This window comes from Desulfogranum marinum, from assembly GCF_016918565.1.
GTDB classification, from domain to species: Bacteria; Desulfobacterota; Desulfobulbia; order Desulfobulbales; family Desulfobulbaceae; genus Desulfogranum; species Desulfogranum marinum.
This window is the reverse complement of sequence record NZ_JAFFQD010000006.1, coordinates 120158-135511: the sequence shown is the minus strand read 5'-3', so window position 1 is coordinate 135511 and position 15354 is coordinate 120158. Positions and strand designations below refer to the sequence as shown.

Annotated in this window: 14 protein-coding genes; 12 read left to right on the top strand and 2 right to left on the bottom strand. The window is 44.7% G+C overall.

The window, feature by feature from the left end; genetic code table 11:
- Positions 1 to 255: 255 nt before the first annotated feature.
- Together JWH17_RS05895 and JWH17_RS05890 are read right to left on the bottom strand one after the other, a co-directional pair.
- Positions 256 to 1314 carry a golvesin C-terminal-like domain-containing protein gene (locus JWH17_RS05895; protein WP_205221658.1) on the bottom strand — a complete coding sequence of 353 codons (1059 nt, stop codon included), beginning with the start codon at positions 1312 to 1314 and terminating at the stop codon, positions 256 to 258.
- Positions 1315 to 1344: 30 nt separating this feature from the next.
- On the bottom strand, positions 1345 to 2529 hold the full coding sequence (locus tag JWH17_RS05890) for a putative sensor domain DACNV-containing protein (protein WP_205221657.1): 1185 nt from the start codon (positions 2527 to 2529) through the stop codon (positions 1345 to 1347).
- Between the two features lie 541 nt (positions 2530 to 3070).
- Between JWH17_RS05890 and JWH17_RS05885 the strand changes: the two genes are divergently transcribed.
- The 12 genes from JWH17_RS05885 to nhaA all read left to right on the top strand — a co-directional run bounded on the left by JWH17_RS05885 (position 3071) and on the right by nhaA (position 15337).
- The gene (locus JWH17_RS05885; protein WP_205221656.1) at positions 3071 to 3451 is read left to right on the top strand and encodes a sll1863 family stress response protein; all 381 of its coding nucleotides are present in this window, start codon (positions 3071 to 3073) and stop codon (positions 3449 to 3451) included.
- A gap of 19 nt (positions 3452 to 3470) precedes the next feature.
- Positions 3471 to 3611: a hypothetical protein gene (locus JWH17_RS05880; RefSeq protein WP_205221655.1), complete on the top strand. Its 141-nt coding sequence runs from the start codon at positions 3471 to 3473 to the stop codon at positions 3609 to 3611.
- A gap of 112 nt (positions 3612 to 3723) precedes the next feature.
- Complete coding sequence (gene ftsH / locus JWH17_RS05875) at positions 3724 to 5613, top strand: ATP-dependent zinc metalloprotease FtsH (protein WP_205221654.1); 1890 nt, start codon at positions 3724 to 3726, stop codon at positions 5611 to 5613.
- Positions 5614 to 6009: 396 nt separating this feature from the next.
- Positions 6010 to 6912, top strand: a complete 903-nt coding sequence (locus tag JWH17_RS05870; RefSeq protein ID WP_205221653.1) for a GGDEF domain-containing protein — start codon at positions 6010 to 6012, stop codon at positions 6910 to 6912.
- Positions 6913 to 7058: 146 nt separating this feature from the next.
- On the top strand, positions 7059 to 7499 hold the full coding sequence (locus JWH17_RS05865) for an Hsp20/alpha crystallin family protein (RefSeq protein WP_205221652.1): 441 nt from the start codon (positions 7059 to 7061) through the stop codon (positions 7497 to 7499).
- 641 nt (positions 7500 to 8140) lie between these two features.
- The gene (locus tag JWH17_RS05860) at positions 8141 to 8290 is read left to right on the top strand and encodes a lmo0937 family membrane protein (protein ID WP_205221651.1); all 150 of its coding nucleotides are present in this window, start codon (positions 8141 to 8143) and stop codon (positions 8288 to 8290) included.
- A gap of 220 nt (positions 8291 to 8510) precedes the next feature.
- A complete protein-coding gene (gene trhA, locus JWH17_RS05855) occupies positions 8511 to 9167 on the top strand; it encodes a PAQR family membrane homeostasis protein TrhA (RefSeq protein ID WP_205221663.1) in 657 nt (218 codons plus the stop codon).
- Positions 9168 to 9383: 216 nt separating this feature from the next.
- On the top strand, positions 9384 to 10865 hold the full coding sequence (locus JWH17_RS05850; protein ID WP_205221650.1) for a sigma-54 interaction domain-containing protein: 1482 nt from the start codon (positions 9384 to 9386) through the stop codon (positions 10863 to 10865).
- Between the two features lie 556 nt (positions 10866 to 11421).
- Complete coding sequence (locus tag JWH17_RS05845; protein WP_205221649.1) at positions 11422 to 11772, top strand: antibiotic biosynthesis monooxygenase family protein; 351 nt, start codon at positions 11422 to 11424, stop codon at positions 11770 to 11772.
- Between the two features lie 62 nt (positions 11773 to 11834).
- Positions 11835 to 12881 (top strand): FtsH protease activity modulator HflK, encoded by a 1047-nt coding sequence (gene hflK, locus JWH17_RS05840; protein WP_205221648.1) that lies wholly within the window; start codon positions 11835 to 11837, stop codon positions 12879 to 12881.
- Complete coding sequence (gene hflC / locus JWH17_RS05835) at positions 12878 to 13852, top strand: protease modulator HflC (RefSeq protein WP_205221647.1); 975 nt, start codon at positions 12878 to 12880, stop codon at positions 13850 to 13852. Before hflK ends, hflC begins: the two co-directional genes overlap by 4 nt.
- A gap of 129 nt (positions 13853 to 13981) precedes the next feature.
- Positions 13982 to 15337, top strand: a complete 1356-nt coding sequence (gene nhaA, locus JWH17_RS05830; RefSeq protein WP_205221646.1) for a Na+/H+ antiporter NhaA — start codon at positions 13982 to 13984, stop codon at positions 15335 to 15337.
- Positions 15338 to 15354 lie beyond the last annotated feature (17 nt).

Here is a 15354-nt window from a genome sequence, read left to right as displayed (position 1 = left end):
CCATAGCTCCACCCTTCCGGTTCTAATCCACTCCGCAGTTCAGTTCTTCAGGATTATCAATAATTGCAACACACTCCGAGGTAGACTGGAGGGCAATGGAATGCAACTATTGATAACCCTATTCTATGAATATCAACCAGAGGGAATCACTAATTTTCGTTGGATTTGAACCGGCCATCTTAACTATTGTGAAGCAGCAGAGGTCGGCAAGCAGATTTTTTTTTAAACCTTACTTGCCAGACCTTGAAAAACAGTTCAATTCATTTCGTTAAATTTCACAGCATCGGCATTGGTGCTGCAACGTTGTTTTTGAGCTACAATTACTACGGATGCGCCCTCATTAAATAAATAAGTGTCAAGGATGTTCCACTGCCCACCATTCACCTGTTGATTCACAATAACTGTGTCTATTAGGGTATCACCATCATAGATTTCAACAGGTACATTTCCACAACGTTTTGACGATTGTGTCCACCAAAGTGAGATATCCTGCATACCTATAAGGCTGGTTGCGTATCTATACTCACCATCGCTGTTCTGGCTGTACTCCGACGGGGTGCCATAATAGTCAGACTCGCTTGCTGTACGCCATTTTCCGATAGATGAAGTTTCCGAGTCTCCGTTGTCAATAATAACTTCAACCGGTTCCACTGTTGCCTTTTGCAGGGTGACGTTTAATTCATCAATGACCGCCGTAAAACCATTTTCTTCGTAGATTGCTGTAATGGTGCATGATTCATCCTGTTGCACATCAAAAACCGTCAAATCACCATCCGGTGAGATTACAGCCAATTGCTGGCAATCAATACTCCACAACGGTTGCGCCTCCATACTCATTCCGCTTGTGTAGTATACTTCTGCACTGTAGGCAGCCGTAGTATTGCCAACAACGGTACTTGGGCCTGAAATTTTGAGATAATTAGGCACTAATAAATCCTGGTCATGAATAGAGATGCCAAGCTCTTCATTAAAAGTGAGACCATTTTCTTCATATAAAGCAGAAAGCACACAGGTTTCATCCTGAGCTATATCATAGACTGTTAATAAGCCAGAGGCTGAAATTTCTGCCACACTAGGACAGTCAACACTCCACAGCGGCTCTACGAACATGTTGCTGTTATCTGAGTAGGATACTCTCAGATCGTAGTCGGCTACGCTATTATCAAGTAGGAGAGTATCCCCTTCAATGGCAACATTTTGGGGCTGAGGAGGTATTACCCCTGCAAGCTGCACTGCATCGGCATTGGTGCTGCATGTTCTTTTTTGAGCAGTGATAACAATGGAGGCACCATCATTGAAGGTATAGGTACCCAAGAGATTCCATTTTGAGTGTTTGCTAGCGGATTAAATAAACATAGAAACAGTACAGTCAGGCCAACACAAAATGGTTTTATGATTAATCTTTACGAATCCACGTATAGGACCATCCTGGGAAAGAACAAAGACGATTGCATTTTCATGTTCTCCAACAAAATCTATAGCAGACTTGTGACGTGTTCCAAAATGATCATATCTAAAATCTTGTCCACCTCGATTGAAACCATCAGGGCCAACAAGGACTTCCCCAGACCATGTACCAGCAGAAAGCTTTGTTCCAAATGAAACTACATCGAGCAGGTCGGAGAGAATCAGAGCACCATCAATAGAGGTGTATTGAGCGATTAATTGAAGCCGTTCAGACATCATTTTTCTCATCTTGATATCGCGAGGAATATCAATCGTCGGGTAATTCATATATTCAGAAAACAATTCTTTGATACCATATTTTTTAAAGAATCTATAACCATGAATAAATCCCTTTTTTATTGCGGGAAAATGATTCTCGTTTACAAGTACAATTGAGGCTCCATTAGAACGCGCGGCAGCTTCTGACAAGATAAAATCAAGTGAATCACGATAGATGTGCCAATATGATTCGCCGTATTTTTTATATAATTCATGTTGCTCAACAAAACTAAATATATATTTGCCCATTGCTGTTGGAGCAAATGGGCTGGGGGTAGCTGCGACAAACTCTCCTTTTGCAAATCTTCCAATCTGTGAATTGCCTCTGGTAATTAACAAGGAACCAGGATGAATTGTTGTAAGTGTAAAAACATCTGGGCGTGTGCAACTGAGATTACCTATTTGTCCAGGAACCTTATTAAATCTATTTTCGGGCTGAGAAAAAGAAACAACACCACACAAAAGGAGTTCATCAGTTGTATCGCTTTTCGAGACAACAAATGATGACATTTCTGGATCAATAGCTGGAGCTAACTTGGTAACAGTTTCAACATTAAGTGGAAAAGGTTTATTAAACCCCATTGCCCCCCTTAAGCTTTTTGACATATCCTCATTGAACAAGGACAAGCTAAATGTAATAGCCCTGTCTTCTTCCTTCTCAAGACTTGCAATGAAGGCTATTTCAATAAGTTTCCTTATAATGGATAGCTCTGGAATAGGCTGTTTCAACCTATCGCGACGTGGATTGTTTTGGTCACTATTCCAAGCATTAATTATTTCCTGAATCAGGCTTTTGTCAAACATAATTATTCACATTCAATTCCTATATTCTAACTGTTCAACATATGATATTTTTCCAGGAGCTCAAGCAATAGTTATTATTTCAGCTAGTTGAGTTGACGAGTTGTTTTATCCAGAGTGAATCCTATGGTTGGTTGTAGTAATAACCAATAGATGTAGCATCCTTTGCTGTGGTCGATTGGTTTGTAATTCAAGAAATACAGTTTTTCAGATCGTTCCCCAAAAAACAAATTATTCGGGCAAATGGTCAAATACCACCCTTTGGACAAATATGACCTTTACCGACGGGTTCGACAGGCTACCTTACTGATCACCATAGTAAAATACCACTAACAATTCAGAATGATACACCTTCTCCTACCAATTTAGCCCTCGATGGCATCATACTTGCTTTCCTTCTTGCAAGCAGTGAGTTTTTCGCCAATCGTACCTGTTATTTAAATTCAAGAAAACGAAACCAATACATCAGGCTCTTGGCCTATTGCATCTTGGGTGAAAAATGCAGGTCAATTCACACATAGATAAGTTTCGATGGAGGCATATTATGAAGAAAAATGGAAATTTTATAGAGAAACTCGAAGCCGACATAGCTGTTGCAGAGGCTGAATTGGAGAGGTTCAGGGTTCGCGGTATGGCCTTTACGGCTGAGGCAAAAGACAGGCATGATGAGCATGTCGAACAGTTAGAGTTGAAAATCGATCAGATAAATCGCGATCTGAGAATTTTGAAAAAAGCGGACGAATACCAGTGGAAAGATTTGAAAGATGGTCTTGAGAGTGGCTGGAGGGAATTACAATACGAACTTCGAAATGCCATTGAAACATTTAAAACAGAGTCTGGTGTGGCAGGTCCTCATGGTGGTGATGAAGGTCCATTTCCTTATGGCGACCTAAGCAGCCATTCTTTTGCGAAAAAGAAAAAATAAAGTTTGCAAGGAGGAAAGCATGGGAGACAAGGGTGGCAAGAAAAATACAAACAAAAAGCAAAGACAGGCCAAAGAAAAACAAGAACAAAAAAGGAGAGACAGGATTGATAAACAACCGAAGGTGATTTCAATTACTGGAGCTAATCGTCAAATGGCTTAAAGGTAAATCGTATAGAATTGCAATATTTTTCTCCTGACAGTGGTGATAGTTCAAGAATTAATAGACAGAAGTACTTTCAACTCAGGGTTTCCAGAGAATCTGTGGTGGAAATATGTCCAATCTAAATAAAAAAGAAGAGAACTCAGGGAACAAGCTTCGAGCGCTATTTGGGTTGGACCATTCTCACAAAGGAGAAAATGGTCAGCCCCCAAAGGCGCGTTTTAATATCTGGTATGCGGCTCTCACCATCCTGTTGTTTTCTTACCTGCAGCCTTTCTTCTTTTCTGCAAAAGTGGAGACAATACCATACAGTCAATTCAAGCAGCATCTTACCGAAGGCAAGCTGGACAATTTGATTGTCGGACCTGAAAAAATTTTTGCAACGTTTAAAGGTGTCCCGGATCACCAGATTTCAACTATCCGGGTTGATGACCCTGGATTAGTGAAGGAACTAGCTGAGAGCAAGGTCCGTTATTCCGGTGAATATCAAAATAAAGTCTTGGGCACCATCCTCTCCTGGATACTGCCGATCGGCATTTTTTTTCTCTTCTATTTCTACGTTATGAAAAAGATGGGTTCTGGAATGGGGGTCATGTCTTTTTCCAAGAATAAGGCTAAGATTTTTGCAGAGAGTGATATCGATCTCTCCTTTGCAGATATAGCTGGGATCGATGAAGCACAAGAAGAACTCGAAGAGGTGGTTGAATTCCTAAGTACTCCTGAAAAATCGCAAAAATTAGGCGGAAGGATACCTAAAGGTGTGCTTCTGGTCGGCCCGCCGGGAACAGGGAAAACCCTTCTGGCGAGGGCTGTGGCTGGCGAGGCGAAAGTGCCTTTCTTCAGTATAAGCGGCTCCGAATTTGTTGAGATGTTTGTCGGTGTAGGTGCAGCTCGCGTTCGCGATCTTTTTTCCCAAGCTGCCTCCCAGGCTCCCTGCATTATTTTCATTGACGAGCTCGATGCCATAGGCAAAGCCCGCGGCATGAACACTATGGGAGGACATGACGAACGGGAACAGACGCTAAACCAGTTGTTGGTGGAAATGGACGGTTTTGAAACGAACAAAGGCGTCATTATCATGGCTGCTACCAACCGGCCTGAAATCCTTGACCCCGCCCTGCTGCGCCCAGGTCGTTTTGACCGGCAGGTGCTGGTCGACCGACCAGATATTAACGGCCGCAAGGCCATTCTGGAAATTCATACAAAAAATGTGGTGCTTAGCCCGGATATAGACCTTGGCAAGCTCGCGGGAAGAACTCCCGGCTTTGTCGGAGCGGACCTCGCCAACATCGTCAATGAAGCAGCTTTGCTGGCAGCCAGAAATGAGAAAGAAACGGTTGAATTGGTGGATTTTGATGAAGCTATCGAACGTGTGGTAGCCGGATTGCAAAAAAAGAACCGGGTTATGAATGCCCGTGAAAAAGAAATTGTCGCCTACCATGAGTCAGGACATGCGATAGTTGCCGAATCCGTTGAATATGCCGACCCGGTACATAAAATTTCTATTATTCCCCGTGGAATATCGGCCCTTGGATACACCCAGCAGCAGCCCACCGAGGACCGCTATCTCATGACCCGTTCAGAACTCCTGGATCGTCTTGCCGTTCTTCTTGGCGGCAGAGTGGCGGAAGAACTTGTTTTTAACGAAATATCGACCGGTGCCCAGAATGACCTACAGCGAGCCTCAGATATTGCCCGCTCCATGGTTACCCAATACGGCATGAGTGATCTCCTTGGCCTTGTAAGCTACGAACAGCCGCGCCAAGCAATGTTTTTACCCGAAGGTTTTTCGCCTGGAAAAAACTACAGCGAAGCCAAAGCTGCTGAAATTGACAATGAAATTAGCAGACTGGTCGACGAAGCGCATAAGAGAGTACAGGAAATGCTTTCCGAACGGCGCGATGTTCTGGATAAACTGGCGAAACTTCTCTCTGAAAAAGAAAGCATCCAGGGAGAGGAACTCAGGAGAATGCTAAACACTGCAAAAACAGAGCTGCCATAATACTAAATAAACTGAATTATCAGACAATACCCTGGTGGTCGTTTCCCAGTATTCAGACTCTTTTTTTTTGCAATAACCATCTCCACTATACTGTTTTCAAGAGTGGAAAAGTCATTAGAATCCTAACGTATTCTAGGTGACAAATGAACAAACAGAAAAAACAGTTTGGGAAGCTAATGGAGTGTCATTCACAAAATATTACGCAATGGCTGCAAGGCCTTTGGCCGGGAATCCGATAATTATACAGCCAATTCCCAACTCGTTTTGGAATGATCAGCAGTCAGGATGAATTGGAAATATTACCAGTTTTAGGCTCAAAATAAAATTACACCGAAGAACTGGTAAGACTATCGATGTAAGAACTTTTTATGTAACCAAAAATGGATTGAGATCATAATGGAACCATACAATAATTCATCATTGTGTAGGGAAACTGAAGCTGATCGCCGTCGTAATATCCTCGATGATAGTGCGCTCTCCATTGGTCTGGTGTCGGCATTTGCCGGGGGGCGCCTGCTCACGAAAGAGGAGGTTCATCGCCTTGATGATCTGAAAAAGGAACGGGGACACGATTTTTTTTCTGATCTTCTTTACTCGGTTTCCCACCAGTATTTTTCAGCTGAGATTGCAGAAAAGCTGTGGGATGAAATTATCCAGCATAAAAATCAAGTATCAACCTTACTGCAAAGAGATATCGGGATTGTTGTAGCCGCACTCGATTACCTTTCCAATGTCACCTATAGGATGAATTCTCCGACATTGGTATGCGAAACGGTCATTGAAGAAATAGTTGGGCTTTCTCTACGAGACGGCTTGACGGGGTTGTTCAATCATACCTACTTTTTTCAGCAAATCGACCTCGAAGTACGGCGATCATTACGATATGACACGATACTCTCACTGCTGTTAATAGATATCGATAATTTCAAGACAGTCAATGATACATACGGGCACCAGGAGGGTGACAGGGTGCTCGCCGCAATGGCTAAAGTGCTGCTAGTTGAAGCCCGAGATTCTGACATCTGCTGTCGTTATGGTGGCGAAGAGTTTGCTGTAATCCTGCCTTTCACTGATATTCATGCAACAGCAATTATTGCCGAAAGAATCAGGACCAAAATGGCAGTGCAACTGCCCGATGGCAAAGAGCTGACTGTCAGCATAGGGGTGGCTTCCTGTGGAAAAGCCATAAGGACATACCGAGACCTTGTGGATAAAGCCGATGCTGCACTTTATCGGGCGAAGAAAAGCGGGAAGAACCAGGTGGTATTGGCGAATAACGAACGGAAAATTGTTAAGTAGGAACACAGTAAGGCTTCTCTTTAACATCAGGATCGGATCAGTCGATAGCTTTAAATGTTAAAGGTTGTACACTAATCCTCCAAAGACTGATTGCGGGAACTGTCTGCGGAGGGAGGAATCTATTTCCGCAAAGATAGAGGTGTATCATGCCAATAGTTAGATGGGATCCATGGAGAGAACTAGGGAATATTGTCGAACGTTATGACAGGGCTTTACATCAGCCACGGTTAGGAAGCCAGGAGGTTATTGCGTCAGGTGACTGGGCACCCAAGGTAGATATTATTGAGACGGAAAAATTGTTCCTGATTAAGGTTGAGATACCAGAAATCAAAAAGGAAGATGTTAAGGTTTCGGTCAACAATGGCACCCTGACAATCAGAGGAGAACGTAAAGAAGAAGTTGAAGAAAAAGGAAAAAAAATTCATCGTATTGAACGGTATCATGGGCTTTTCACCCGCAGTTTCACCTTGCCCGATAATGCTGACAAGACCAACATCAAGGCTCTTTTCAGCAATGGCATGCTGAACCTGGAAATTCTCAAAACGGAGGAGAAAAAGTCAAACGATATTGAAATCACGGTGGAGTAAGTAAAAAAACACACTTAAATCTTGCAATTGCCAAGTTTACCGAAGGTGCGAGGCTGCGTACACGCGGACGTACTGGGTAGTACTTCAAGTGTACGCAAACAAAGCAAATTCGGTGAAATTGGCAATCCAGGGGTGGATTGGGTAAACCCTTTGCCTGTGACCTTGACCATCATCCATACGAATCCAAGCTTTTATTGGTTAAATATAACCAATAAAAGCTTGGGTTGGACCGGAAGCATCACGCCCAATCTGTATTTCACAAATTTCCCCTGTCTTAAATCAAGAACACACAGCAACATAACAACGTCGCCATTTTTTTCCAAACCTGGTTAAGCATTTGCTGCTAGATAGAGTGAATGAGGCTGTTGTTACAATGTCTTAACATAGATAGATTCTTTGATTTTTCACTCTAAAAAGACAGGTATGATTACATGCGTATGCTAACAAGTTAAGATGGCCGCATGACGACAGCTACCTTATGGAACACTTTTTGCAAAAAAAATGAAACGGCAGCATACACTTCCTCGCTTCCTGCCAGGTGTTTTCATTTTCAGGGATGTAGAGAGAACACGGGAAAGACATGATAACCACGAACAGATGCGTAACCTTTTGATTTCAAAATTTTACACGAGAAGAATATTATGTGGTGGACAATCACTTTAACCCTGTTATTGCTCTGGGGGGTCGGACTTGCTAGCAGTTACACCATAGGCGGATTTACCCATATCCTGCTGATATTAGCTTTTATTGTTATACTGCTGAACCTCCTCCAAGGTCGGAGACCTATATAGCAAGAGGTATTGCCCTGCTAGCCCTAGGAGCCTGTCGGGCTAAACCCTTTTTCCTGAACTCGGCGTTATTGTCAAAAAAAAGTTAAACAAGCATATGAATACCCCTGAAACAACCAGTGACTTTCATAGCGCTGAGAAAGACACCACCAAAGGCGTAAAAGGCCGACTAGATACGTTATACCCCCCACGCTCCAGTTCTGTGAAAGGATCTGGAGTCGACATGCACATTCCCACCGCAGGGAAACATCGTCAGCAGTCGTTGGCAGAAGAAATCTATAACAGTATTAGCCATGGTATAGGGCTCATCGCAGCCCTCGTTGGGACGCCATATCTCATCAGCAACACGTTACGATACCAAAACGGTGGATTCATTGTCGGTACCAGCGTCTTTTGCTTAACGATCATACTTCTCTATTTTTTCTCTACCCTCTACCACGCATTGCTGCCTGGGAAAGCCAAACATGCTTTTCAGATTATCGAACATTGCGCAATTTTTCTCCTTATAGCAGGCACATACACCCCTTTCACCCTTGGAGCACTTCATGGCCCCTGGGGTTGGTCACTCTTTGGTGTAGTTTGGGGACTCGCGGCAATGGGGGTTGCACTAAAGGTGTATTATATGGACTCACGTCCTATATTATTCACCTCTCTGTACCTCCTATTGGGATGGGTTGCCATCATCGCCGTCAAACCATTTTTGGCCGAAGTGCCAGCAACAGGCTTGCTGCTGCTATTAGCTGGAGGCCTGTTTTACACATTCGGTGTAGCCTTTTTCGCAACCGATTCTCGACTGCAATATGGTCACTTCATTTGGCATGTTTTTGTGATGGCCGGCACCCTGTGTCATTATTTTGCAGTACTCTGGTATGCGGCCTAAAGCCCTACCAGCCCAAAATATCGGAAGCAGTGTCCCACCTAACAACTTGCTGCTTGATCAACAACTTGAAAATAGGATAAAATTAAGAAGAGATAGTATTCCATCTGATTATCTTTGTCTCACAACTGGACATCAATTATTTCAATTTTGTTTTTGTATTGATGTCCAAAAGGCGCAACACAAATGCACCACGGTTCGAAGCCATGGTGAAAATATATGAAAAATGCTTTTCTGGAGATTTTTGATAATATCTTAGGGGCGGTTCGCGAACCTCTGGTGGTACTCAATGCCGATTTCAGGGTAGTTAAGGCGAACCAGGCATTTTACACCATCTTTGACGTCAACCCTGATGAGACAGAGGGCACCATCATCTATGATCTTGGCAATCGTCAATGGGATATTCCCAGGTTGAGAGAACTGCTGGAATCCATCCTACCTCAGAATACCGTCTTTGATAACTTTGAAGTTGAACATACCTTTGATAACATCGGCTTCAAGATTATGCATTTGAACGCCAGGCGCATCTATAATAATGAAAATGAAACCAGTCTGATTCTTTTATCAATTAAGGACGTGACTGTACGGGAAGACTACAAGAGATATCTTGAGGAAGCTGTTTACAAACGGACTGCCGAGCTTAGGACTGCACAGAAGAAGGCAGAGGTAAACAAGCAGGCTGCCGAGGCCGCTCTTGTGAAGGTCCAACAGCTCAAGGAGCAGCTTGAGGCTGAACGTGCCTACCTCCAGGAGGAGATAAAACTGGAGTTCAACCATGACAACATCATTGGCCGAAGCGATGAAATTAACTACGTTTTCTACAAGGTAGAGCAGATCGCAGCCACCGACACCAATGTCTTGATCTTAGGTGAAACGGGTACCGGTAAAGAGCTGGTGGCCAGAGCGATTCACAGCTTGAGCAAGAGAAAAGATAGGGCCTTAGTCAAAATGAACTGCGCGGCGCTGCCGACCAGCCTTATTGAGAGCGAGCTTTTTGGTCACGAAAAGGGTGCTTTCACCGGGGCACATTCCAAAAGAATTGGGCGTTTTGAAGTGGCCAACGGTACCACCCTGTTTCTTGACGAGATAGGCGAACTGCCGCTTGATTTACAGCCAAAATTGCTCCAGGTTATTGAAAATGGGAAATTTGAAAGGCTGGGTAGTTCAGAAACCCGCTCTGTTGATGTCCGCATTATTGCAGCCACAAACCGTAATCTTGAAGAGGAGGTAAACAATAAAAAGTTCAGGGAGGATCTTTGGTATAGATTGAATGTTTTCCCCATCACTCTTCCGCCTCTCCGTGATCGTCAGGGAGACATCCCACTATTGGTACAATTTTATGTTAAAAAAATTGCTAAACGACTGGGCAAGACCATCGAAATCATTCCCGCAAAGGTAATGACAGTACTGCAGCAGTATCATTGGCCGGGCAATGTTCGGGAATTGGAAAATGTCCTTGAGAGGGCTGTGATCAACTCCTCCGGCCCCAAACTCCACCTAGTTGATAAACTGAGAAAACCATTCAGAGATCTCTCCGCAAGGCAAAGAACACTTGAAGCAGTTGAAAAAGATTATATTCTCAAGGTACTTGAGCAGACGACTTGGAAAGTCAGCGGAAAAAACAGTGCTGCTGAAATCCTTGGTCTTGATCGCAGCACTCTGCGGGCCCGCATGCGCAAGCTCAATATCCAAAAACCATAATATTACCTCCGTCGCAACAAGCGATCTATCCTGAAGCACAGTTACATTGCATCTTTCTCCGATCGAGTCACCGCTCAAACCCCGTATTATAACTCAAAACATCATGCCCCCAAGCCGCTTGCCAGCAAGGATACTTGCTCACTATTTGGCTTGTCTCAACCTTCCACATACCTGCTGCTAAAGAAGAAAAGGTTACATTTGGCCACTTGAGCATATATGACCACCTGTTTTGAAAAGACATTGCGGTTTTGCAAGTTTTCTTTGAGATAATAAATAACAATATAGAACACTTACCCTTAACAGGTGAGATGAATTGCCTACTGGTGCAAAGGTTGCTTTGCAAAGAGTAGCAATGCAATCATCTATTTCGCTTTTGCACCTGCAGGCAGCGCCGACAAAATGCTATTTCTCAATTTGAGGAAAATACTACTTATGTCTAATAAAATGTCTAATAAACTATAAATTTCCTTTTTAATAACAAATGGACGCATAAATTACACCCGGGTACAGCATGTTTACCTTATCCAGTCACCATTTTTAGTGGAGCCGTCAGGCTATGATAATTGTCAGAACTATACTGTACAGCTTACCTGTAAAGCAAAAGGAGGTTCTTCAGACGCTTCTCTCAATGGTTGAACCGCCAACTAACGGTAATGGTCTCCTTAATTATGGTATTTATCAGGACATCGAAGATGAAACCGTTTTTAAGCTGATTTCAGAATGGAAAACTCGCGAAGATGTGAATAACCACCTGTGTTCAGACCAATTCGGTGTGTTGCTTGGCTCCAGGATACTTTTACGAAAAGCAATTGAGGTACAGATATGTACTGTTTCGAGAGTGGAAGGAATGGAAGTTGTTCGATCAGTAAGAAAGCATAAAAACGTAAACCCTAAAACAGTGCAATGAGTTTGGCAGTAAACAGTTGTTTCATTGCACTTTAAAAGAATGTGCAACATGAGAGGGTTATCATGGCTGAATTATTTGATACCGTGGAAAAGGCTCTCAGGTCTTTCCTCGAAATGATGAAAAAAAGCTCCTTTAAACCCGGCGGTCTCAACATGGGCCATACTACTGTTATTGTTAGCGTTATTATCCTTTTCATTGTTGCCAATACAGCCTGGTTTACTGTTCAGCCTGAAGAAACGGGGATCGTTCAGCGGTTTGGCAAAGTAATGCGATCATCAAGCCCAGGTCTGCATTTCAAGTTACCCTTTGGTATTGAAACAGTCCGCCTTTTACCCACCGCCAGGGTACTGAAGGAAGAATTCGGGTTCAGAACCATGTCAACCGTACCCGGAGAAAAAACTCGCTATGCGCCAAGCGGATCGCATAAGGAAGAGTCGTTGATGCTTACCGGCGATCTCAATGTCATCGATGTCCAGTGGATTATCCAATATCGTATCGAAGACCCGATTCTCTATCTCTTTCAAGTACGCAATACTCAGAAAACAATTCGTGACACAACAGAAGCGATTATGCGTCGCGCTGTTGGCAACCGACTCGGCAGCGATGTTCTCACCACCGGCAGGGTGGCCGTCGCAAGTGAGGCAAAAACTGAGATCCAAAAGGTCCTTTCCGCATACCAGACAGGGGTGCGCCTGGTAACCGTTGAACTGCAGGATGTTACCCCACCAGACAGTGTCAAACCAGCCTTTAACGAAGTAAACGAATCTCGGCAGGACAAGGAACGCACCATCAATAAAGCGCAGGAGCAGGCTAATCGCGAAATCCCTAAAGCACGAGGTGTGGCGACCCAAAGTATCAGTGAAGCCGAAGGATATGCCCTTGAGCGGGTCAACCGGGCTGAAGGCGAGGCCACCCGTTTTTCAGCAATTCTTACAGAATATCAAGGGGCTCCGCAGGTGACGCGAAGGCGCCTCTACCTGGAGGCCATGACCGGTTTTCTTGCAGGAATGAAAGGGCTCTATATCGTCGACGAAGATCAAAAGGCAATGGTCCCTTGGCTACCACTGGAGTCAACCAACGGGCCACTGACAGGGGGAAAACAACCATGAATCGAACACTGAGAACTATCACCATCGGTTTTCTGCTCGCTGCATTTTTTACCCTTTCCAATGCTATTTATACCCTTGAAGAGGGGATGCAGGCAATTGTGTTACAGTTTGGCCGGCCAATCGGCAGTACCATAACCGAAGCTGGTTTGCATTTTAAACTGCCCTTTATCCATGAAGTACGCCGCTTTGAAAAACGTTTACTCGTCTGGGATGGGGACCCTAATCAAATCCCTACCAAGGGTCGGGAATTTATCTGGGTAGATACCACCGCGCGTTGGCGGATCGCTGATGCCAAAAAATTTCTTGAAAACGTTGCCAGTGAAGAGGGTGCCCAGTCACGCCTTAATGACATTCTCGATTCAGTAGTCCGCGACCAGGTGTCGAGCAGCGAGCTCGTTGAATTGGTTCGCAGCGCGACATGGGAAGTCCCCAAAGAAGAAGCTCTTAAAGATATTCCCAAAGAAAGAGAAGCAGAGCTGAAACGTGCCATTGCCAGGGGAAGGGAGGAAATTACCCGGACGATGCTCGTCGAGGCACAGAAGATCATCCCTCAATACGGCATCGAACTGGTCGATTTACGAATTAAGCGCCTTGACTATGTAAAGAGTGTCCGCGAGAAAGTCTACGAGCGGATGATTTCCGAGCGTAAACGAATAGCCGCTCAGTTCCGCTCCGAGGGTGAAGGACGCAGTGCAGAGATTCTAGGAGAGATGGAAAAAGAACTGCGGCGGATCCGTTCAACGGCTTATCGCCATGTCCAGGAGGTCCAGGGTAAGGCTGACGCAAGTGCCACACGAATTTATGGTACAGCATACAACAAAAATCCAGAATTCTATGCCTTTCACCGCACCCTTGAGAGCTACAAAGACAATGCCAACCAAAACTCGATCCTCATCCTCACAACAGAGAGTGACTTTTATCGATACGTCAAAAAAGCCTATTCAGAGAAAACCGTGGCGAAATTGGAATAGATGTCCCGGGGACATAATAAACTTCCAGAAAAATAGGTACCGATACTTTTTCAACAATGGTGTGAGGAGAAAAGACTTTTTGGGGGCAAGTGACCTTACCCATTAACGTTTTAACCTCGAAGGCTTTTCATGATTACAGATCAACAAGCACATTCGGGAACCCCAAACACCCGACTGCCGAAGGAATTCGTAGATCGACTGACGAGACCTTTCACACGATTCTTGCGCATCGAGGCAGCTGTCGGTGCGCTTCTTCTCTTATTTACGATTGCTGCTCTTGTTATGGCCAATTCACCGTGGGCTCACATGCTTGAAGCCGCCTGGGAGACGCAAATAGGCCTTAAGCTAGGCTCGCTGGAGTTTGCCCGTTCGTTTAGAGAGTGGATAAACGACGGTTTGATGACCTTGTTTTTTTTTCTTGTTGCATTGGAACTCAAACGAGAATTAGTTCTTGGTGAGTTGAAGAAACCACGCATGGCCGCTTTATCAATAGCTGCGGCCATAGGAGGTATGGTCGTTCCAGCTGCAATATATCTAACGTTACAAACAGGACAACCAGGCCAGAACGGCTGGGGGACCGTAATGGCAACCGACACAGCGTTTGTTATTGGTTGCTTGGCGTTACTAGGGTCACGCATCCCTCAAAGCTTGCGCGTGTTTATGCTTTCATTAGCGATCGTGGACGATATCGGTGCAATACTGATTGTGGCTATCGGTTACAGCAGCCACATTGCCTGGGGTGCATTGATGGTTGCTGGACTTGGCGTGGCAATCGTGCGTGCAATGGCAATATTTGGTTTTCGTGGTTTTCCGATCTACTTCTTGCTGGGTGGAGTTATCTGGTGCGCAGTTGATGCGTCGGGAATCCACGCCACCATCACCGGCGTGATTCTCGGTTTAATGACGCCAGCGCGACGCTGGGTAGATGACGACCGTTTATACGCCATACTGAGCCAGGTTATTGCGCATCCAACCAGTGGTGAAGGGAGCGGAGACACGGAAAACAGACAAACATTGCAGGTCGCCGAGATTGCCGCTCGTGAAACGCTGTCTCCAGTCGAACGCCTAGTGATTGGGCTCCACCCTTGGGTCGGCTTTATCATCATGCCGCTCTTCGCATTTGCTAACGCTGGCTTACCGCTATCTTTGAGCGATCTCGGCAACTCGGTTACGATAGCTGTTTTTTCAGCTTTCGTGCTCGGTAAGCCTATTGGTATTCTGGTGTTTAGTTGGTTGGCCGTACGTTCACATATTGCGGCTCGTCCCCGGGATCTCAGTTGGAGATTAATCGCAGGAGGCAGTTTGCTCGCTGGAATCGGTTTCACCATGGCGCTTTTTATTGCAAACATGGCTTTCGGCGAGCGTCTTCTTACCAGCGCGAAGTTAGGAATTTTCCTTGCATCCCTCTTTTCTGCAGCGGCAGGTCTGGCGCTTTTGGCATGGCTGCCGGAACGTGGAAACACTCCTCAAATTAGGTGCGAATAAAACGGAACCCTATTAGG